The following is a 19528-nucleotide window of genomic DNA, read 5'->3' on the forward strand; positions in this document are numbered from 1 at the left end:
CACGAATCCGGCTGGACAAAGGCGCAGGTCATTGCGTGGGGCCAGCGGGCCAACCTATCGTCCTTCCACGACACTTGTCAGGGAGCGGCGATCCCGCCCTACTCACCGATTTCCGCGGCAACCCATTTGTTAACGCGTGTGCGGAGGCAGAAACATGGACAGGATTCGCCGGATCGGCGTCGTCGGGTGCGGGGTCATGGGCGCCGGGATCGCCGAGACGTGCGCGAGGGCCGGGTTGGACGTGCTCGTCGCGGTGTCGCGACCGTCGTCCCTCGCGCCGGGCCGGGCGCGGTTGGCCGCGTCGCTGGACCGCGCCGTGGGCCGGGGCAGGCTGAGCGAGGCGGACCGGGACGCGACACTGGCCCGGGTGGCCTTCACCGCCGACCTGACCGACTTCGCCGACCGGCAGTTGGTGATCGAGGCCGCGTCGGAGCAGGAGTCGGTCAAGCTCGACGTGTTCGCCACGCTCGACAAGGTCGTCGAGGACGAGGACGCGATCCTCGGCTCCAACACGTCCTCCCTGCCGATCGTGAAGCTCGGCGGCGTCACCGCCAGACCCGAGCAGGTGGTCGGCATCCACTTCTTCAACCCCGCGCCGGTGCTCCCGCTCGTGGAGGTCGTCGGCTCGGTGCGTACCGACGCGCGGACCATCGAGACGGTCGACGCGTTCGTCACCGACGTGCTCGGCAAGCAGGTCGTCCGCGCCAAGGACCGCGCCGGCTTCGTGGTGAACGCGCTGCTGATCCCGTACCTGCTCTCCGCCGTGCGGATGGTGGAGTCCGGCATGGCGACGGTGACCGACATCGACAAGGCCATGACACTCGGCTGCGCCCACCCCATGGGCCCGCTGCGCCTCGTCGACCTGATCGGGCTCGACATCGTGGCCGCCATCAGCGAGTCGCTGTACCGGGAGTTCCGGGAGCCGCACTACTCCCCGCCGCCGCTGCTCGCCCGCATGGTGGCCGGCGGCATGCTCGGCAAGAAGTGCGGCCGGGGTTTCTACGAGTACGGGCGATGAACACCTACCAGCGGCTGACCGGCCTGCCGGCGTCGCACGTACGCCTGGCCGGGCGGAGGATCGCACACATCGCCGGACCGTCTCTCGCGGAGGTGGGCTGAACCATGGACCTCGTCGACCGGCTGCACCGCGTCCTCACCGACGCGAAGTACCTCTCCCTGTCCACCGTGTCCCCCGACCGCCGGCCGTGGACGGCGGTGCTGCAGTACGCGTGGCTGCCCGACCCGCTGCGCCTGCTGTTCGGCTCCGCGACACAGTCGCGGCACAGCCGGCACGTGGCGGCCCGCCCGACGGTGAGCGGCGCACTCTTCGTCACCGGCGACGGCGCGCTCACCGAGGTCGACGGGGCCCAGTTCACCGGCACCTGCCGGGAGTTGACCGCCGACGAGACGCACGCGCACCACGCCACGTTCTACGACGCCCTGCTGCCGGACGAGGCGAGCAGGGCGGAGTACACGTTGCCCGTGTCGGCCCTGCTGCCGCCGGCGGAGCACCGCATCTACCAGGTCTCGGTGGACCGCGTGTGGCTCGTCGACACCAGCACCTGGCTGGAGGACCGGATCGACCGCCGGATCGAGGTGGACCTGCCCTGAGCGGGGCGGGTCCACCTCGATCCCGGCCTCACCCGGCCATCGTCGCCCAGAACACCGCCTCGTAGGCGTGCACCATCCGCGCCGCGCGCAGGGCCGCCACCGGGTCGTCGCCGGCCGAGAGGCCGTTCGACACCACCCCGGCCGCCTGCTCCAGCACCTCGTCCGGCGTCTCGGCGAAGTAGCGGAAGTGGGCGACCGCCTGGTCGGAGAAGCCGTACCGGGCCTGGAGGGCGTCGGCCACCCGGGCGTAGAAGCCGCCCGACTCCTCGACGTTGACCAGCAGGGCCAGCGGGATCGCCGAGCGCGGCCCGAAGACGGCGGTCCGGACGATGAACGAGGGGTACGCCTGGGCCAGCGCTCGCGGCTCGTACGCCCGCAGCTCCTTCTCGCCCACTCCCACCGCGGCGGCGAAGTCCGGCAGCAGCCCCAGCGCCTCCTCCTCGGCGCCCGCCATGGCCAGGAACAGCGGCTCGGGGAAGCGGGCCGCCAGGAACGCGAAGCTGCTCCGGTCGCTGGACACCAGGTGGTGCAGCTCGCCGGCCAGGGCGGCCAACCGGTCGACCGGCACCTCACCGCGTTCCAGCTGCTCCAGGAACCGGTTGGGGGCCATCTCCAGCGACCGCCGGCCCTGCGCCACCAGTTCTGCCACGTGTTCGTCCACTGGTCACCTCCGAATAGTGCGGTGCAGGTTGGGGCGCGTCGCCGGTCCCGGTGCGGGCTCGACGATCCACGGCCCCTCGATGGACGCGTCGAGCACGCCCTCTTCCAGCCAGGTGAAGCCGCCGCCCAGCACCCGCCGGGCGAGCGCGGCGTCGTCGCCGTCGGTGTTGGCCCACAGCCGCCGGCGCAACTCCGCCACCCGCTGCCGGGACTGCCGGCAGAACGCGTCGGCCAGCTCGGGCGCGGTGCCGCCGAGCGCCCTGGCGTACACGCAGGCGGCGGTCATCGCGTACAGCTCGGCGGCCACGTCCACGACCCGGCCGAGGAACAGCTGCCGCTCGGCGACCGCCTCGCCCCACTGCTGCCGGCCGTCGGCGAGGTGCCGGGGCAGCTCGGCACTCGTCGCGTCGACGAACGACAGGTGCCCGGCCAGGTCGCCGAAGCCGGACGGCGGCGTGAACGGCGCGGACCGGTCGGCCGGCGCCTCCTCGGCGGCCAGCGCGTCGGTGGCGACGAACACCCGCAGCGCCTCGCTGGAGCCGTCGAAGATGCGACCGATGCGCAGGTCCCGGAAGAGCTGCTCGACGGGGACGCCGCGCTCGCCGCGCGCGGCGGCCGACTCCGCGGTCTCGTACCCGCGACCGCCCCGGATCTGCATGAGCTCGTCGGCGATCCGCCACGCCTGCTCGGCGGCGAACAGCTTCGCGAGCTCGGCCTCCGTGTGCGTGTCCAGCAGGCCGGCGTCGGCGTGCCGGCCGGACACCTCGACCATGGCCTCCAGGGCGAAGGCGGTCGCCGCGATGTAGGCGATCTTGCCCGCCACCGCCTCGTGCTCGCCGATGGGCCGGTCCCACTGGACGCGGACGCCCGACCACTCGCGGGCGATCTTCAGGCTCCACTTGGCGGCGGCGGCGCAGACGGCGGGCATCGACAGCCGGCCGGTGTCCTGGGCGGCGAGGGCCACCTGGAGTCCCTGCCCCTCCGGCCCGATCCGGCGGCTCGCCGGCACCACGACCCGGTGCAGCCGGACGACGCCGTTCTCCAGGCCGCGCAGGCCCAGGAAGGAGCTGCGGTGCTCCACCGTGACCCCCGGCGCGTCGGCCTCGACCACGAACGCGGACATGCCTCCCGGGCCGCTCTCCGACGGCGGGACCAGGGCCATCACCACGATCAGGTGGGCGATGGTGCCGTTGGTCGTCCACAGCTTCACCCCGTCGAGCAGGTAGCCGTCGTCCGTGGGGGTGGCGGTGGTCCGCATCCGGAAGGGGTCGTTGCCGATGTCCGGCTCGGTGAGGGCGAAGGCGGAGATCTCGCGTACGCACCTCGGCAGCAGCTCGCGCTTCTGGGCGTCGGTGCCGAACAGTCGCAGCGGCTGGATGAGACCGATCGCCTGGTGCGCGCCGAGCAGCTCGCCGAGCGAGGAGTGCGCGGTGCTGACGATCATCAACGCGCGGTGGTAGCAGACCCCCGACAGGCCGAGCCCGCCGTACTCCCGGGGGAGCTTGATGGCGAACGCGCCGAGGTCACGCAGGCCGTCGACCACCTCGTCGGGGATCCGGTCGTCGCGCTCGATGAGCCGGCCGTCCACCTTGTCCGTGCAGAACGCGCGCAGCCGCGCGAGGAACGCCTCGGCGTCGGCGTCGATCCCGGCGTCGGGCAGCGGGTCGAGCAGGTCGGTCCGCAGCCTGCCGCGCAGGAGTTCGTCACCGAAACTCGGTCTGGACATCGTTGCCTCCCCGTCGGCGGGTGGTCTGGTGCGGGACGCGCACGGGCCACGTCCGCCCCGCCGGGGCGGTGCGGACGTGGCCCGTCGTCGAGCCGGTCAGTTCGCCGGCACGGCCTTGATCAGCGAGAGGGGGCCCGCGGCGCCGTGGCCGCACCACTCGACGGTGAAGCCGGTCTCGGCGAGCAGCGCCCGGAACTCGCTCTCGGTCCGCTCCCGGCCGCCGGCGGTCACCAGCATGTTGATGTCCGTGTAGAACATCACCGGGTTGTCGGTGTTCGCGGTGTCCGGCAGCACGGATCCGACGATCAGCAGCGTCGCGCCGGCGGGCAGGTTCGCACGTACCGTGGCCAGCAGCTTCCGGGCGTTCTCGTCGTCCCAGTCCTGGAAGACGCTCTTGATGATGTAGAGGTCGCCGCCGCCCGGCACGGACGAGAAGAAGTCGCCCGCGACGATCTCGCAGCGCTCGGAGACCCCGGCGGCGGCGAGCACGCCGGCGGCCTCGGCCACGCCCGCGGCGCTGTCGAAGCACACCCCCCGCAGGTGCGGGTGGGTGCCGAGGATCGCGGCGAGCAGCGTCCCGTCGCCGCCGCCGACGTCCACGACGGTACCCACGCCGGAGTAGTCGTACCCGTCGGCGACGAGCTGGGCGGACGCCCTGGACTCCTGTCCCATCGCCACGTTGAACAGCGCCGACAGCTCGGGATTCTCGGCGAGGTGCACGTAGGCGTTCCTGCCGTGCACGTGGTCGAAGGCGCACTCACCGGTCTCGACGGAGTGCCGCACCTGCTGCCAGGACGAGAACAGCGTGGGGTTGGTGAAGAACCGGGTGAACGCCCACAACGAGTTCGGCGAGTCGGTGCGCAACTGCTCGCCCACCTCGGTCAGCCGGAACTCGCCCGGCGTCGGCTCGGCCAGTACGCCCACGGCCACGAGGGTCCGCAGCAGCCGGTGCAGCGACGGCGCGTGGGTGCCCGTCGCCCCGGCGAGCTGCGCGCTCGTGACGCGGCCGTCGTGGATGTGGTCGGCGAGCTTCAGCTCGGCGGCGAGCGCGAGCGACTGCGAGGCCATGTACCCGCCGATGATCTCGATCAGCGCGGCACGGTTGCGGATCCTGGTGGCCATGGTGGCCGGAACGGTGCTGGTCATCGATCATGCCTTTCCGCGAGAGGGTGTCGAACCCACACGTTGGGCTCGACGTAGACGGCGTGGTCGTGGTCGACGTTCACCGCGACCGGGGTCAGGGCACCCGGCACGACGACCGGACCGCTGGTGTCGAACGGCAGGCCGGTCCAGGCACGCCACTGCGCGAGGCTGCCGGAGATCGTCATGGAGGCCGGGCAGACCTGGAGGACCCGACCGCCCGCCCGGACGTGGACGCGCAGCCACGGGTCGACCGGCAGCCCGTCGTCGCGGGTCCGGGCGGCGTACCCCGTCATCGGCTCGTGTGGCTCGGCGTGCTTGCCGCTGGGTCGGACCGGCCCCACGACGTCGCGGTAGCCGTGCCGGCGCGCGTTGTCCTTGACCGCCGCCAGGACCCGCCCCGACATGTTGCGGGCCTGCATGCCCGGCACCACGGCTATCTCCAACGCGCACAGCGCGGTGAGCTCGCGGCCGGCGACGGTGTCGAGCATGCTCATCCCCAGCACCGCGTCCCAGCCGGTGTCGGGCAGGCTCGCCGGGTCGCCGTCCCAGGCGAACGGCACGCTGGCCGCGCGGGCGATCACCCGGTCGTCGCCGTCGAGCACGACGAGCTGGTGCTCCGGGTACCGGTCGAGGGCCCAGCCGACCACCTTCGGTTCGGGCGGGATGTACTCGGGCCAGGAGGCCTCCATGTGGAGCATCCCGTCGAGCAGGTCCGGTCGCTCGGCGAGCGTCAGCACGCGCATGCGGGTCACCTCCGTCGGTCAGGCGGCCAGGCTGCGCGCGGGCAGCGGGTCCGCGGGCATGGCGCAGTCGTCGTCGGCGTGCTTGCGCAGCAGCGCCAGGTACTCCGAGCGGGGCACCGCGACCGCGCCGATCAGCTTCGCGTGGTCGCCGTCGTGCTGGACGTCGACCGCCACGCCGCCGCTGTCCGCGACGCGCCGCACCAGGCACGCCACCGCGACCTTCGCGGCGCCGCTGCGCAGGGCGAACTGGGAGTCGGCGCTGAACACGCCGCCGACCCGTACGCCGAAGGTGCCGCCGACCAGTTCGTCGCCCTCCCACACCTCGACGCTGTGTGCGTACCCGGCCGCGTGCAACTGGCGCAGCGTCGACACGAGCGGGTCGGTCAGCCACCGGGGCTCGCGGCCCACCCGGCAGTGCTGCACCACCCGGTCGAAGCAGGCGTCCAGCGTCGTCGTCCACTCGACCTTGTTGCGCAGTTGCCGCCGCAGGCTGCGCTGGATGCGGGCCCGGTCGACGTGGATGAGCGGGCGCGGGTCGGGCGAGCACCAGGCGACGGCGTACGGGTCGGCGCTGCCGGCGAGGACCGCGATCCGGCCGGCGGCGACGTCCGCCTCGTAGGTGAACTCGCTGACGATCTTCCGTTCCTCGGTGTCGGCCGGGAACGGGAACAGCCCGTGCCGGTACGCGTCCAGCAGCGTCGGCGCGGACAGGTCGTCGCCGAACGCGACCGGCCCGTCGGCGGGGGCGTCGGTGAGGTCGAGCGTCTCCCAGCCCATCACGCGGCCCGCAGGAACTCGGTGCGGGTCAGGTAGCCGATGTAGCGGTCGAGCATCTCCGCGTCCACCGTGGGGATCTCGATGCCGCTGCCGCTCAGCGCCCGCTCCACGTTCGTGCGGGAGAAGACCGGGAACGTCGTCTCCAGGTACATCTCGGCGACGCTCATCTGGCCGGTCGCGCAGCGGTCGATGAACAGCGGCGCGAAGGGGGTCATCGGGTGGTCGGGCTGTTCGACCGCGACCCGCACCATCTCGTCGAGCCACTCGGCCCACGGCACCTCGCGGATGTCGTGCCCGTGCGCCCGCAGGCGCTCGACCAGCACCGAGATGTTCACCTTCCCCGGGTTGGTGAGGTGGTAGACCTCGCCGGTGGGCCGCGACGCCCTGGCGATGTGCGCGACCGCGGCGGCGAAGACGTCGACCGGCGTGTAGTCCAGCGGCAGCTCCGCCACCGGGGCGGTGCCGGTGTCCACGACGAACTTCTTCATCGCGCACATCTCGGTGGCGATGTTCCACGCGCCGTCGACCCGGTCGCCGGAGATGTCGGCGGCCCGGTAGACCGCCACCGGCAGCCCCTGCTCCGCCGCGCGGTGCAGCAGCGCCTCGGCCACCCACTTGCTCTCCACGTACCCGACGGAGAGGTGGTCGGCGTACGCCAGCGGGGTGTCCTCGTCGACGTGCCGGACGCCGGCGGTGCCGAAGCCCGCGACGACCGCCATGGTCGACGTGTAGTGGATCGGGACGTTGCGGTGCCGGGCGGCCATCCGGATGATCTCGCGGGTGCCGTCGACGTTCGCCGGCCGCATGTGCGAGTACGGGTAGATGAAGTTGACGGTCCCGCCGGGGTGGTGGATGACGTCGACCGTGCGCGCCAGCTCGTCGAAGGCCGCCTCGGACAGGCCGAGCCCGGGTGTGGCGAGGTCGCCGGGGACGGCGACGATCCGGCCCGCCGCCCGGTGCCCGGCGAGGTCCTCGCCGAAGTAGTGCCGCGCGTTGGCGTGGATGCGGGCCAGGCCCTGTTCCGGGCCGTCGGCGCGCACCAGGCAGTGCACCACGGCGTCCGTGGTGTCCAGCAGCTCCCGCAGCAGGTAGATGCCCAGGAAGCCGGTGGCTCCGGTGAGGAACACGTGCCGGGGGTCCTGCCAGCGAGGCTCGTCGGACACGTCGCGCCGGATCTCCACGTCCAGCTGCGTCTCGGCGGCGAAGTCGACCCGCTTGCGGGTGTCGTCGCCGGCGAGCGTGCCGGCCCGCGCCTCGCGCACCGCCCGCGCCAGGCCGCGCGGCGTCGCGTCCTCCAGCAGCAGCCGGATCAGCGGTCGCACCTGGGTGATGAGCACGCCGAAGGAGCCGCGGATCTTCGCGAGCAGTTCGGCGGCGAGGATCGAGTTGCCGCCCTGCGCGAAGAAGTTGTCGTCCGGCAGCACCCGGGGCACGCCGAGCACCTGCCCCCACAGCCGGGCCACCCCGCGCTCCACCAGGTCGACGGGGGTGTCGTCCACGCTCTGGACCGCGACCGCCGTCGCCCGGGGCGCGGGCAGCGCGGCCAGGTCGACCTTGCCGTTCGGCTTCAGCGGCAGCTCGTCGACGGCGACGAACGCCGTCGGCACCATGTAGTCGGGCAGGTAGCGCCCGACGAACGCGCGCAGCTCCGCGACGTCCAGCGGTCGCGGCCCGGTGTGGTAGGCGACCAGGCGCCGCTGGCCGTCGTGCTCGTACGTGGTGACGGCGACCGTGTCCACGCCGTCGTGCGCCGCCAGCGTCGTCTCGATCTCGCCGGGCTCCACCCGGAAGCCACGGATCTTGACCTGCCGGTCGATGCGCCCGACCACCTCGAGGTTGCCCTCGGCGGTCCAGGCGCCCAGGTCACCGGTGCGGTACATCCGCGCGCCGGGCTCGGGGGCGAACGGGTCCGCCCGGAAACGGCCGGCGTCGTCCTCGGTCAGGTAGCCGCGCGCCACGCCGCGACCGCCGATGTGGATCTCACCGCGCTCGCCGGGAGCGACCGGCCGGTCGTCGGTGTCGAGGACGTACACGGTGGTGCCGGGCAGCGGCCTGCCGACCGGGGCCGCGCCCCGGGCCGGCAGCACGTCGGCGGTCAGCTCCATCAGGCAGGAGGTGATGGTGGTCTCCGTCAGCCCGTAGGCGTTGATCAGTCGTACCCCGGGCATCAGCGCGAGCGCCGTGCGGCAGTCCTCCGCGTTGACCGCCTCGCCGCCCACGATGACCATCCGGACCGGCAGGTCACCGGCCTCGGGGCCGGCCTCGGCGAGGAAGCGGCGCCAGTACGCGGGGGTCAGGTCCATCACGGTGACGCCGTGGTGCCGCAGCCGCTCCGGCAACTCGCTGGGCGCCCAGCTCAGCTCGGGCAGCACGAGCGTCGCGCCGCCGAGCAGCGCGACCGTGATCTGCTCGATGGAGGTGTCGAAGGAGAGCGCGCCGAACTGCAACACCCGGTCGTCGGGGGTGACGCCGTAGCGGCCGGCCAGTTCCCCGCACAGGTAGCTCAGCGAGTCGTGGTTCACCACGACGCCCTTGGGCGTACCCGTGGAGCCCGACGTGTAGATGACGTAGGCGGCGTCCCCGCCGCCCACCGCCACGGCCGGGGCGGTGGCGACGCCGTGCGCGACGGTCGTGGTGAGCGCCGTGACCGGCAGGCCGGCGAAGCGCGCCACGTCCCGCTCGGCGGTGATGACGGTGGTGCAGTCGGTCTCCTTCACGAACGCCTCGACCCGGCTGTCCGGCAGCCCCGGGTCCACCGGCAGGTAGGCCGCGCCCGCCTTCCAGGTGGCGAGCAGGCCGACGACGGCGTCGATGCAGCGTTCCAGGTGGACCATGACCACGGAGTCCGCGCCGACGCCCTGGTCGACGAGGTGGCGGGCCAGGCCGTTCGCCCGGCGCTCCAGGTCTGCGTAGCTGATGCGCGCGTCACCCTGCACGACCGCGATCCGGTCGGGCTGCGACGCCGCGCGAACGGCGACAAGTTCATGGACACGCGGTTGCGTACGGATGTTCATGTTTTCCCTCGGGTGTGAGCACGGTCGTACCCGTGGATTTAACTGCCGCTGACCCAACGAATTCGATACGGGCGACACTACTGCCTGAGGGCGGTTCCCCCGACTACCAGAATGAGCACGGAACCGAATCGGCACTACTCATCAGGGTAGTCATTCCGGCATGGTCGACCCTTCGCCGAATTCAGCTCGAACGGCGCCGGAAAACGCGATGTCGCGGTGGTGCCCGGAAGGTCCGGACCGCCCCTACGCCGCGGAGGAGACCGGCACGTGGCGGACGAGTTCCGCCCGCGAGGAGATGCCCAACCGGCGGAACAGGCCGCGCAGGTGGTAGTTGACGGTGTGCGGCGACAGCCGTACCCGGGTCGCGATCTGCCGGTTGGTCATGCCCTCGGCGACCAGCCGCGCGATGGCCCGCTCGACGCCGCTGAACGAGTCCCACGCGCCGCCGGCCTCCGGCCGGCGCTCCCTGACGGCGGGCGCGGTGCGCAGCCCGATCCTCCGTCGCAGGTCGGCCGGGGCCACCGGCTCCGCCGGCGGGTCGGCGGCGCGGGGCGCGCCGGTGCCGGCCCGTCGCCGGCGCAGGCGCTCGCGGTCGGCGCGCAACGCCTGCCGCACGGCGGGCGGCAGGGCGTCGAGCACCGCCCACCACACCAGCTCGTGGCGGAAGGCGAGGTCGTCGCCCGCCCAGTCGAGCAGCCCGGCGTCGAGCAGCGCGTCCAGGTCCGGCAGCATCTGGGCGGTGTTGCGCCCGGTCATCGTCGCCAGCTCCGTCAGTTGGCAGGAGCGGCCGAGCACGGCGGCCACCCGCAGCAGTTGCCAGGAGCCGGTCGGCGCCCCGCGCAGCGTGGCCCGGACCACCTCCTGGACCCGCTTCGGCGTCCGCGCCCGCCCGGGCCCGTCGGTGACGCCCTCGGCGCGGATCCCTTCGAGCACGGCGGTCAGCAGCAGCCGGTTCCCCGCCGCCGCGGCGACGAGCGCGCCCACGGCCGGCTGCACCATGACCCCCGACGTGCCGGCGACGAGCCGACCCGCGGCTTCCCCGGGCAGCGGACGGCCCGCCTCGGCGAGCGCCCCGACCATCTGCGACACCTGCTCGTCCTCGTACGCCACAACACAATCGTGCACGTGAATGTCTGCCGGTCTCAACGTTGCCTTACCGCCAGATGCGTCGAACAATTACCCGCACATGGGGGAAGCGTGGTCGCGACGACTTCCGGCCGGTGACCGGGGATTGCTTCGATCAATGTATTGACGTCGCGAGAGAGGCGGGCAGCTGTGGAACCCGTTGTGGTCCAGGATTTCGTACCGGCGATCGACCTGTCGGGCCGCGCCACCGCCGAGGGGCGCGCGGCCATCGCGGCAGCCATCGGCAAGGCGTGCGAGAGTTCGGGGTTCTTCACCGTCGTGGGGCACGGCGTGCCTGACGACCTGGTGAACCGCATGTACACCACCACGAAGGGCTTCTTCACCCGAGCGGAGGAGGAGAAGGACCGGAGTGCCAACCGCGGCTCCGGAGTGTCGGGGCTGCGCCGCCCCGGCGGCCCGTACGAGGCGTTCGCCGCGCACGTGACGGGCGACCTGAGCGACGAGGAGCGCGCGAGGCTCGGCACGCACCCGGCCACCTGGAAGGCGGCGAACATCTGGCCGGACGACGACTTCAAGGCGGTCTGGCACGAGTACATCGCCGCCATGACCGAACTGTCGGCGGACATCATGCGGCTGTTCGCGCTGGCGCTCGGGCTGCCGGAGGACTTCTTCGACAGCAAGTTCGACGAGCACGTGTCGTTGATCATCGCCAACTACTACTACCCGGCGCCCGAGGACGGCGTGCTGCGGCGGGAGATGCACACCGACTGGGGCAGCCTCACGGTGCTCTACGTGGAGGACGAGCTGGGCGGGCTCCAGGTGCGGCGCGACGAGGACGACTGGCTGGACGTGCCCGCCATCCCCGGCAGCTTCGTGGTCAACATCGGCGACCTGATGGCGTTCTGGACCGGCGGCCGGTGGGCGTCGACCGTACACCGGGTGGTCAACCCGGAGGGGACCGATGCGCCCTCACGCGTCTCCATCCCCTTCTTCTACCTGCCCAACCACGACACCACCATCGAGCCGATGCGCCCGCTGGCGCAGGAGAGCGCCGAGGCCGGGCTCGACCGGGTGACCGTCGGCGAGTGGTTCTCGCACAAGATGCAGTCGACGTACCAGGCGTCCGCGTAGCCGTACCCACCACCGGCCGGACCGCCCGCGCTCCGGCCGGTGGCGGGCCGGGTCGCCGGTGGGCCCGGGCCGTCGCCGACCCGCGCCACGCGGTCGGCACACCCGCCGGGCGTACGCGTTCGCGCTGTCAGTCGACGCGGTAGGCGGCGAGGACCGTCTCGGAGATCAGGCGCGGGGCGTCCGCCCGGTCCACCTGCCCGCTGGCCACGTCGACGGCGGCGCCCTTCATGATGTGGTGCAGGACGCTGGTCAGCCAGCTGGCCGGCAGGTCTACCCGGAACACCCCTTCGTCCTGGCCCCGGCGGATCAGCTGGTCGACACGCCGCGCCGGCTCGGCGTGCAACTCGTGCACGCGTTCGGGCGGCAGCGACGCCTGCGCCGCCTCCAGGACGGCGCTCGACTGGGCGATCAGCAGCCAGCTCGACCGGATCAGGACGCGCAGCGCGTCCCGCGGGTCGCCGGTCAGGTCGAGGCCCGCCAGGAGTTCCTCCCCCTCGGCCAGCACCCGGGTCAGCGCGGCCTCGACCAGGGCGTCCCGGGACGGGAAGTGACCGTAGAGGGTCACCCGGCCCACCCTCGCCGCCTGCGCGATCTCGCTGACGCTGGCGTCGGGGTCACGGCTCAGGCAGCTCACCGCCGCCTCCAGGATCCTCTCGACGTTGTGCTGGGCGTCGGCCCGGCGGGTCGGCTTGGCGAGTGGGCGTGTCATGGAACTTCCCCTAACTCGAACAGGCATGCATGAGTTAACGTGTCTCCGTAACTTGAACACTACCGTTCAAATTGGCGGAGGAGCCTGGCAGCCATGGCGGAACCTGTGACCGCAACCGAAACCACCACACCCGCGAGCCCGCACCCGCAGCGTTGGCGGATCCTGGGCCTCGTCGGCATCGCCCAGCTGATGCTCATCCTGGACGTCACCGTCGTCGCGATCGCCCTGCCGCACATGGGCGCGGACCTGGGGCTGGAGCGGGAGGCCCTCACCTGGGTCGTCAGCGGATACACCCTCGCCTTCGGCGGCCTGCTACTGCTCGGTGGCCGCGCCGCCGACCTGTTCGGCGCCCGACGCCTCGTCCTCGTGGGGCTCCTGCTGTTCAGCGCCGCGTCCCTGACGGCCGGGCTGGCGACCAGCGGCCCCATGCTGCTGGGCGGTCGCGTCGGGCAGGGTGTCGCCGCGGCGATCCTCTCCCCCGCCGCCCTGTCCCTGATCGTCACGATCTTCGACGGCGACGAGCGCAACAAGGCGCTCGGCATCTGGTCGGCGCTCGGCGGCGGCGGCGCCGCCCTGGGCGTGCTCCTCGGCGGTCTGCTCACCGCCGGGCCGGGCTGGCCCTGGGTGTTCTTCATCAACGTGCCGGTCGGGATCATCCTGCTGCTGGCCCTCCGGATGCAGCTTCCGCCCCAGGCGCCCACCGGCGCGACGGCCCGACTCGACGTGCCCGGCGCGGTGCTGGTGACAGCCGCCACCGGTGCGCTGATCTACGCCCTGATCCGGGCCGGCGACGTCGGCTGGGGCAACCCGACGATCCTGCTGCTGCTGGTCGCCGCCGTGCTCCTCTACGCCGCGTTCGTCGTCCGCCAACGCCTCGCCGCGAGCCCACTGATGGACCTGCGGCTGCTGCTCCGCCGGCCGGTGGCGGTCGGGGCGCTGCTGATCCTCGTCGCGACCGCGCTGATGATCAGCGTCTTCTTCCTGGGCACGTTCTACCTCCAGGACCACCAGGGCTACGGCGCCCTGCGCACCGGGCTGCTCTTCCTGCCCGTGGCGATCACGACCATGTTCGGCGCGAACGCCGCCGGCCGTGCCATCGGCCGGATCGGGGCGCGTACCCTCGGCGTCCTGGGGCTGCTGGTCGCGGCGGCCGGCATGGCGGTCCCCGCCGTCGTCGACGGGACCCTGGCCCTCGTCGTCGGGGTGGCCGTCGCCGCCGCCGGCACGGGCGTCCTCTTCGTCGTGGCCTCCGCCGTCGCGCTCGGTCAGGTCGCACCGCACGAGGCCGGTCTCGCGTCCGGCATCGTCAGCACCTTCCACGAGTTCGGCGCCTCGCTGGGCGCCGCCGTGGTGTCCAGCATGGCCGCGGTCAGCATCGCGGGCACCAGCACCGCCGGCTTCTCCCGAGGCTTCGCCACCGGCGCCGTCATCGCCGTCGTCGCCGCCGTCGTGGCCTTCGTCCTCACCCCCCGGCCGGCCCGCTGACCCCGGACCGGTGGTCGGCGGGGGCCCGCCCGCCGACCACCGGTTCGGACACCTCACGCCCTCCCGCGTGCGCCGGCCGTAGGCCTGGGCGGCCACGCGCCCGCCGGTCCGGCGCCGAACCAGGAGCCGGCCCGCGCGCGACAGCATCGGCACCAGCGACTCCGCGCTGTCCAAGCAACTCACCGCACTGGAGCAGGCCGGCTACGCGAAGATCCGCAGGGACCGCAGCATCCGGCGCCAGGCCTCCTGAAACAGGCGGGGTCACCGGAAGGGGCTCAGGGCCGGTCGCGATGGCCGGCCCTGAGGGTGTCACTGCTGGTGCGCCGCCAGGGACTCGAACCCCCAAGCCGCGGATCGGGAGGACCGCGAGAGCGCTCCACCTGCGGCGGCATGCGCTCGAACGGCCCAGGGCGTCGCCAGACCCGCTCGCCCGGCCCGAACATCCGGAGCGCCTCGGCGACCGGCGACCGATGGACCCGGTTCAGACGATCTCCGGACCGTCCGACAGACGACCGTCCGGAGCGGCGTCCCGCAGCAACCGGTCGGCTTCCGCGTGGTACTCCGCTCGTGCCTTCCGCCGGCGCATGCTCGCCTCGTACCAGCGGGTGAGCAGATCATGTGGAAGAGCCACAAGATCCGAGCCGCGATCGAGGCACCACCCGACAACACGAACCACCGTGTACACCAGGGCGATGATCTGTATTTGGTCCACCAGATTCGCCCCTCAGAAGTCAGGGATCCAGGGGGAATCCAGGGACAACTCCGGAAGGCTCCCCCTGATCAGCTTCACGACCCCCTTCGAGAGTTTCTCCCCGTTGTCCTCACACGCCTCGTTGTAGTCCCGACGGCAACCCTCGATCTCGTCATACGCCTGCTTCGAATAGAACTGCGCCAGCGCCATGCAATCGCTGACGAATGCGTCCAGATCGAAGTTTGACGGTATCCCGAATCCGATCGATTCACAGAAGTTTGCGTACTCACCCCGATAGTGGGCCATGAGCTGACCGGTGCTCTGCCGGCCGAAATGATGCGCCAATCGAGCCCGAGAAAGCGGAGACGCGGCGCCTTCAAGTACGGCGGCCAACTCCGTGGAGCGCACTCGGACCCGGAGGTTCCGGTACGTCGCCAGCGCGACGACCTCACCCAGGCTGACCTCCCCGGCCCGCAGGCTCACCACGTGCCGGCCCAGCAGACGCAACGTCAGCGCCACCGCCGCCTCGGCCTTGCCCTGCCAACGGGCGTACGCGGCCAGGCACTCGTGAAACGTCTGAATCGTCTGGAACAGACTGACAAATCTGGCCTGCCTGATCGGGGACCGCCCACTGAGCACGGCTCGATGGTGACATTCTTTCAGGACGGCGGCGCGACTCGGCAGGCCACGTCGCCTGATCAGGCAGGCAATACCCGCATCGAGGAGTTCCCGATAGTCGGGATGGTCGACACGCTCCGGATGGCCTGGATCGAAATCTCGGAACGACACCGAAAGAGAAGGAATCACCATGGACAACACGTTAAGAGAGGAGGTTGCGCTCGTCCAGACTCGACTCATGGTCACCGATGAAGGCGCAAGGCAACCGGAAGGTAACTTGAGAATCTCCTCTCAAGCCCGTTACCGACACGGCGGCAGGTCGTTGAAGTCGATTCTGCAGGACGTCACTTCAGGAACGGGCGATGCGCCGAGGGCGAGCCCGTAGGGTCGGTCGCGTGGCCGAGACGCAGACCAAAGCGGACCTGTCCTACATCGCCAGCGTGACGCGGGTCCGCGCGGCGGCCGGCGTGATCCTCCGCGACCAGGCCGGCCGGGTGCTGCTGGTGCACCCGGCCTACAAGGACGTGTGGGAAGTTCCCGGCGGAACCGTGGAGCCGGACGAGTCCCCGGCAGACGCCTGCACCCGCGAGATCCGGGAAGAGCTGGGCCTGCCGATACCCGCAGGAGCACTGCTGTGCGTCGACTGGGTACCGGCGAACCCGCCATGGGACGGCGGACTCATGTTCGTCTTCGACGGCGGGGCGCTGACGGCGGACCAGATCGCGGCTACGCGACTGTGCCCGGACGAGTTGGACGGCCTCGCATTCGTCGAGCCGGAACGTCTGGGCGAGGTGTTGATCCCCCGACTGGCTCGGCGGGTCACCGCGGCGATCGCCGCTATCGGCCATGGCGGTGTCTACCTCGAGGATGGAGTCGCGACCTCGAACAGTTAGTCGTCAACACGGAACCTCGACCGCAGCCCGGTACCGGGAGATGGTGGTCGCCCCCTGCACGTGGACTCGGAGATGTCTCCTCACGCCAGGGGCGTCATCGCCAACGACCGCCTCCGAACCACTCACCGGCCAACAAGATCCTCCCCGCCGTGCACACCCCACCAACTCGGTGCATGCCTGCGCAGCGTTCCCGAGAAGCGGGTCAGCAGCAGCCAGTCGGCGTCGAGGATCAGTGCGGCGTCCTCCGACCGCTCGCCCAGCACCCGGGCCACGGACGCCAGCATCTCCCGCGTCGCCCGGTCGGAGGATTCGTCCTTCCCCAGCCGGAAGCCGATGGTGACGTACCGCTCCGGTTCCCACTCCCACATCGAGCCGTCACCATCTTCGGCCTCGAAGTAGCCGTGGGATCCGGCGTGGATGCTCACCGTGTAACCACATCGATCGCTGAGGTCCGCACTCAACACCCGGGGCCTGCCATCTGCCGCCGACTCCTCGGCACCGTCCGGGGCGACGACGCCGGCCAGCACATCGAGCGGAACGTCGCCGGCCAGCGTCAAGCGGTACTCGGTCGCCATGGATAGCCCTTCAGTCTCGTCGCAGGATCTGGATTATCGCCCCGCTGCGCGTCACCGCCACCAACTCCTTCAACCCTGCGATCGGCCAGTCGTCGAACTGCTTCTGCAACGACGCGAGATCGCCACGCCAGTCGTGGAGGTTGACCACCACCCGTTGGGTCTGCTCGCTGGCGATCTTGTCGGATACCCCACTCCACACGCCTCGCACGCTCTTCGCCGGCGTCGGGGAGTAGCAGTCGAAGACGTGTCCCTCGATCAGGTAGTCGGGATCCTTGGCCGGTTTTCCGGAATCACCGGTACCGAGACGGGCGTCAGCGACCTCCTGCCTGGTCGGGTTCTGATGGAGCCGGTACCCCTCCGCAGCGACCGTATCGGCGCACTGGTTCTCCAGTTCCAGGGAGCGCCGCACTCGTTCGTCCTCCTTCGGAGGAATCCGGGTTCGCCGGCCGGTAGGCGAGCCTTCGAACTCGCCGGTGGGCTTGCGCGTCCACGGCGTCGTCACGCCCCTGCCGGGGGACGGTGTGAGATCCGAGGCAGGGCTGGTCGGTACGGCACCGCCAGCCCCGCTCAGTTTCCCGAAGACCCCAGCTGTCGTGCCTCAGCGATCGCCGCATCAACCGCCTGGCGGGTCGTGGCGGTGCGCTGGACCAGCAGGACAAGCACCTGCTTGATGCTCTCCAGAGCCTGCAGCAGCGGCCCTGGCTGCCCACCCTGCAGAACCCCGACGACAAGCTGCTGCGCCTCACCGACCTGGGTGATGGTCGCGGCCGTCTGGTCACGGATACCGTCGACCGCACTCTGCACCGGAGTCAGCCCGGCGATCGTCTCACCCGGGCTGGCCTGCTCCGGGACACCGGCGGCGACCTTCGTGGCATCACCGACAGCACCAGCTAGACCACCCAGTCCACCCCGGATGGTGGCGACGGCTCCGCGAACCCGCGCCACACCGGCAGCGACCGCAGCGAACCCGGCACCCGCCGCGCGCAGCCCGATCTCTTGCGCCTGCTGATCAGCAGCCGCAGCCAGGGCCTGCGCGCGCTCGACCCCGGCGGACAGCGTACGTAGCTCCGTAGTGATCTTCTCGACGTGCGACACGCTGCCGGATCCCTCCACCTGGCCACGAGAGCTCTCAGGAGGGTTGAACCTACCGGCACGACACCGACGCCACCAGACGTCGTAGAGCAAGTACGCGATCAGTGGTCGCGGTCGAGAAGCATGTGCGGGTACCCCTTGTTGATCTGCTCGCCGAGCTCGATGCCGAGGGCGACGATGAACGCGTCGAGGCGTTGGATGGCGTCGCTCACGTCCTCGGCGTCGCCCTTGAACTCGAACTCGACGAAGTCACCCGCGTCCACGACGTGGTCGAGGACGATCTCGACGTCCGGCAGAGTCCAGGCCTGGCGGGTCTTGTCGACCGTCACCAAGGGCTGAAAATCGAGGGATTCCAGCAGGAGGCGGATGGCCTCGGCGTCCGCGACGGCGGTTTCGTACTCGTCGGCGTGGGTCTTGACCACGGCGTCGACGGGGTGCCAGCGCTTGAAGTTGATCGACGCTCCGTGGTCTTCCGTACGAAGACGCAGCCAGTCGGAGATCACGTCGGAGGCGAGAAAGTCGCGGTGCGGGGCGTTGTAGTAGGCGTCGACCTGCCGGGTGGCCTCGGCGGCTTTGGCGCCGAGTTCGACGAGTCTGGCCCTGAGCGCCTCGGCGTCGGACAGGCGGTACTTCTTCTCGACCTCGATGTAGCGCACGGTGTTGTTCCTATCAGTCGGTGTACGGGTTGCCGTGCAGCACGGCGCGGATCTGCGTGATGTCGTCGGCCAGGAGGGGATGGTCGAGTGCCGCGATGATGGCGTCGATCTGGTTGGCGTTGCGGAAGCCGGCGAGGATCGCGGCGTCGGGTGCGTGGTGTAGGGCGTACTGCACGCAGAGGCGGACCATGGCGCTGGTGCTGTGTCCGTAACGGTCGCGCAGGGGCGCGAGTCGGGCGTCGACTCGGTGGCGGTGGTCCGGTGTGAAGGCCGGGTCGGTGCTGCGGTGGTCGGCGGCGCTGTACTGCCGCTGGTCGGGGCCGGATCCGCTCTGGAGCAGAAGGCCCTTCCCGAAGACCTGCTTGATCAGAATCCCGACGCCGTTGCGTCGGGCGAAGCGGAAGATGTCGGTCTCGTGGTCGCCGTACAGCCGGCTGATCAGGTTGTAGCGGGCGGTGACAACGTCAGGGCGCACCCGGTCGAAGAGATACAGCCAGCGGCGCGTCTCGGCCCCCTCGGGTCCGTCTGCGGTAGCCCACTCCTCGGCGAATTGGTGCGGTGCCCGCATGCCGACCGCGCGGATGACTCCCTGGGACCGCCATTTACTCATGAGGTCGACCGCGTCGGGCAGGTACCGGTCGTCGGGGCCGAAGTCGCTGCTGTGCAGGAAGTAGATGTCGAGGTAGTCGGTGCCGAGGTTGTCCAGGGTGGTGGCGAGTTGCGCGCGCATCTGTGCAGGGTGGTAGGCGTGACGGGCGGTGCCGGCGAAGTAGCCGACCTTGCTGGAGATCGCCAGGTCCTGCCCATCGACCGAATCAAACGGGGAGACAAGTCGGTGACCTGGCCTCGGGCGTCCACGAGGACCCGACCGCGTCCCAACCGACGCCGAACAGGTCCAACGGCTCCCGAGCACCCACT

21 protein-coding genes are annotated in these 19528 nt (G+C 71.2%); 6 read left to right on the forward strand and 15 right to left on the reverse strand.

What is annotated here, in order from left to right; all coding sequences use genetic code 11:
• Nucleotides 1–154 precede the first annotated feature (154 nt).
• Complete coding sequence (locus KBX06_RS16665) at nt 155–1018, forward strand: 3-hydroxybutyryl-CoA dehydrogenase (RefSeq protein ID WP_210835787.1); 864 nt, start codon at nt 155–157, stop codon at nt 1016–1018.
• 104 nt (nt 1019–1122) lie between these two features.
• Nucleotides 1123–1611, forward strand: coding sequence for a pyridoxamine 5'-phosphate oxidase family protein (locus tag KBX06_RS16670; protein WP_210835789.1), 489 nt, complete (start codon nt 1123–1125; stop codon nt 1609–1611).
• A 28-nt stretch (nt 1612–1639) separates the two neighbouring features.
• On the opposite strand, the gene KBX06_RS16675 is transcribed toward KBX06_RS16670, so the two are convergent.
• The 7 genes from KBX06_RS16675 to KBX06_RS28485 all read right to left on the reverse strand — a co-directional run bounded on the left by KBX06_RS16675 (nt 1640) and on the right by KBX06_RS28485 (nt 10784).
• Entirely contained in the window at nt 1640–2272 is a 633-nt protein-coding gene (locus KBX06_RS16675) for a hypothetical protein (protein ID WP_210835790.1), read from the reverse strand.
• Nucleotides 2273–2275: 3 nt separating this feature from the next.
• Nucleotides 2276–3997 (reverse strand): acyl-CoA dehydrogenase family protein, encoded by a 1722-nt coding sequence (locus tag KBX06_RS16680; RefSeq protein ID WP_210835792.1) that lies wholly within the window; start codon nt 3995–3997, stop codon nt 2276–2278.
• Between the two features lie 96 nt (nt 3998–4093).
• Nucleotides 4094–5143, reverse strand: a complete 1050-nt coding sequence (locus KBX06_RS16685) for a methyltransferase (RefSeq protein ID WP_210835794.1) — start codon at nt 5141–5143, stop codon at nt 4094–4096.
• Nucleotides 5140–5883, reverse strand: coding sequence for an N-acetyltransferase (locus KBX06_RS16690; protein WP_210835796.1), 744 nt, complete (start codon nt 5881–5883; stop codon nt 5140–5142). Before KBX06_RS16690 ends, KBX06_RS16685 begins: the two co-directional genes overlap by 4 nt.
• A gap of 18 nt (nt 5884–5901) precedes the next feature.
• Nucleotides 5902–6660, reverse strand: a complete 759-nt coding sequence (locus KBX06_RS16695; RefSeq protein ID WP_210835799.1) for a leucyl/phenylalanyl-tRNA--protein transferase — start codon at nt 6658–6660, stop codon at nt 5902–5904.
• Nucleotides 6660–9674: an amino acid adenylation domain-containing protein gene (locus KBX06_RS16700; RefSeq protein ID WP_247686071.1), complete on the reverse strand. Its 3015-nt coding sequence runs from the start codon at nt 9672–9674 to the stop codon at nt 6660–6662. The genes KBX06_RS16695 and KBX06_RS16700 overlap by 1 nt, the downstream gene beginning before the upstream one ends.
• Nucleotides 9675–9917: 243 nt before the next feature.
• On the reverse strand, nt 9918–10784 hold the full coding sequence (locus KBX06_RS28485) for a helix-turn-helix transcriptional regulator (RefSeq protein ID WP_307854657.1): 867 nt from the start codon (nt 10782–10784) through the stop codon (nt 9918–9920).
• A 165-nt stretch (nt 10785–10949) separates the two neighbouring features.
• Between KBX06_RS28485 and KBX06_RS16710 the strand changes: the two genes are divergently transcribed.
• Nucleotides 10950–11891 carry an isopenicillin N synthase family oxygenase gene (locus KBX06_RS16710; RefSeq protein ID WP_210835802.1) on the forward strand — a complete coding sequence of 314 codons (942 nt, stop codon included), beginning with the start codon at nt 10950–10952 and terminating at the stop codon, nt 11889–11891.
• A 127-nt stretch (nt 11892–12018) separates the two neighbouring features.
• Here KBX06_RS16710 and KBX06_RS16715 read toward each other — a convergent pair whose 3' ends face one another.
• The gene (locus tag KBX06_RS16715; RefSeq protein WP_210835805.1) at nt 12019–12600 is read right to left on the reverse strand and encodes a TetR/AcrR family transcriptional regulator; all 582 of its coding nucleotides are present in this window, start codon (nt 12598–12600) and stop codon (nt 12019–12021) included.
• Between the two features lie 105 nt (nt 12601–12705).
• Between KBX06_RS16715 and KBX06_RS16720 the strand changes: the two genes are divergently transcribed.
• Both KBX06_RS16720 and KBX06_RS28720 read left to right on the forward strand, forming a co-directional pair.
• Nucleotides 12706–14085 (forward strand): MFS transporter, encoded by a 1380-nt coding sequence (locus KBX06_RS16720; RefSeq protein ID WP_210835807.1) that lies wholly within the window; start codon nt 12706–12708, stop codon nt 14083–14085.
• 145 nt (nt 14086–14230) lie between these two features.
• Nucleotides 14231–14335, forward strand: coding sequence for a hypothetical protein (locus KBX06_RS28720; protein WP_210836018.1), 105 nt, complete (start codon nt 14231–14233; stop codon nt 14333–14335).
• A 231-nt stretch (nt 14336–14566) separates the two neighbouring features.
• On the opposite strand, the gene KBX06_RS16730 is transcribed toward KBX06_RS28720, so the two are convergent.
• Together KBX06_RS16730 and KBX06_RS16735 are read right to left on the reverse strand one after the other, a co-directional pair.
• Nucleotides 14567–14797, reverse strand: a complete 231-nt coding sequence (locus KBX06_RS16730) for a hypothetical protein (RefSeq protein ID WP_210835809.1) — start codon at nt 14795–14797, stop codon at nt 14567–14569.
• 12 nt (nt 14798–14809) lie between these two features.
• Complete coding sequence (locus KBX06_RS16735) at nt 14810–15586, reverse strand: hypothetical protein (RefSeq protein WP_210835811.1); 777 nt, start codon at nt 15584–15586, stop codon at nt 14810–14812.
• Between the two features lie 203 nt (nt 15587–15789).
• Here KBX06_RS16735 and KBX06_RS16740 point away from each other — a divergent pair, with 203 nt between their 5' ends.
• Nucleotides 15790–16287 (forward strand): NUDIX hydrolase, encoded by a 498-nt coding sequence (locus KBX06_RS16740; protein ID WP_307854658.1) that lies wholly within the window; start codon nt 15790–15792, stop codon nt 16285–16287.
• Between the two features lie 122 nt (nt 16288–16409).
• On the opposite strand, the gene KBX06_RS16745 is transcribed toward KBX06_RS16740, so the two are convergent.
• The 5 genes from KBX06_RS16745 to KBX06_RS16765 all read right to left on the reverse strand — a co-directional run bounded on the left by KBX06_RS16745 (nt 16410) and on the right by KBX06_RS16765 (nt 19523).
• Complete coding sequence (locus KBX06_RS16745) at nt 16410–16862, reverse strand: SitI3 family protein (protein ID WP_210835815.1); 453 nt, start codon at nt 16860–16862, stop codon at nt 16410–16412.
• Nucleotides 16863–16872: 10 nt separating this feature from the next.
• Nucleotides 16873–17271 (reverse strand): hypothetical protein, encoded by a 399-nt coding sequence (locus KBX06_RS16750; RefSeq protein WP_307854662.1) that lies wholly within the window; start codon nt 17269–17271, stop codon nt 16873–16875.
• 158 nt (nt 17272–17429) lie between these two features.
• Nucleotides 17430–17957, reverse strand: a complete 528-nt coding sequence (locus tag KBX06_RS16755) for a DUF6244 family protein (RefSeq protein WP_210835816.1) — start codon at nt 17955–17957, stop codon at nt 17430–17432.
• A 98-nt stretch (nt 17958–18055) separates the two neighbouring features.
• Nucleotides 18056–18610 (reverse strand): class IV adenylate cyclase, encoded by a 555-nt coding sequence (gene cyaB / locus KBX06_RS16760; RefSeq protein WP_210835818.1) that lies wholly within the window; start codon nt 18608–18610, stop codon nt 18056–18058.
• Nucleotides 18611–18623: 13 nt separating this feature from the next.
• The gene (locus tag KBX06_RS16765) at nt 18624–19523 is read right to left on the reverse strand and encodes an aldo/keto reductase (protein WP_210835820.1); all 900 of its coding nucleotides are present in this window, start codon (nt 19521–19523) and stop codon (nt 18624–18626) included.
• Between the last annotated feature and the right edge of the window lie 5 nt (nt 19524–19528).

The organism is Micromonospora sp. C31, from assembly GCF_018070575.1.
Taxonomy (GTDB): Bacteria; Actinomycetota; Actinomycetes; order Mycobacteriales; family Micromonosporaceae; genus Micromonospora.

Bases quoted from the DNA above. Each gene is read 5' to 3' on its own strand.
- KBX06_RS16665 (WP_210835787.1), top strand. From the start codon at position 155: ATGGACAGGATTCGCCGGATCGGCGTCGTCGGGTGCGGGGTCATGGGC.
- KBX06_RS16670 (WP_210835789.1), top strand. From the start codon at position 1,123: ATGGACCTCGTCGACCGGCTGCACCGCGTCCTCACCGACGCGAAGTAC.
- KBX06_RS16680 (WP_210835792.1), bottom strand. From the start codon at position 3,997: ATGTCCAGACCGAGTTTCGGTGACGAACTCCTGCGCGGCAGGCTGCGG.
- KBX06_RS16685 (WP_210835794.1), bottom strand. From the start codon at position 5,143: ATGACCAGCACCGTTCCGGCCACCATGGCCACCAGGATCCGCAACCGT.
- KBX06_RS16690 (WP_210835796.1), bottom strand. From the start codon at position 5,883: ATGCGCGTGCTGACGCTCGCCGAGCGACCGGACCTGCTCGACGGGATG.
- KBX06_RS16695 (WP_210835799.1), bottom strand. From the start codon at position 6,660: ATGGGCTGGGAGACGCTCGACCTCACCGACGCCCCCGCCGACGGGCCG.
- KBX06_RS16700 (WP_247686071.1), bottom strand. From the start codon at position 9,674: ATGAACATCCGTACGCAACCGCGTGTCCATGAACTTGTCGCCGTTCGC.
- KBX06_RS16715 (WP_210835805.1), bottom strand. From the start codon at position 12,600: ATGACACGCCCACTCGCCAAGCCGACCCGCCGGGCCGACGCCCAGCAC.
- KBX06_RS16735 (WP_210835811.1), bottom strand. From the start codon at position 15,586: ATGGTGATTCCTTCTCTTTCGGTGTCGTTCCGAGATTTCGATCCAGGC.
- KBX06_RS16745 (WP_210835815.1), bottom strand. From the start codon at position 16,862: ATGGCGACCGAGTACCGCTTGACGCTGGCCGGCGACGTTCCGCTCGAT.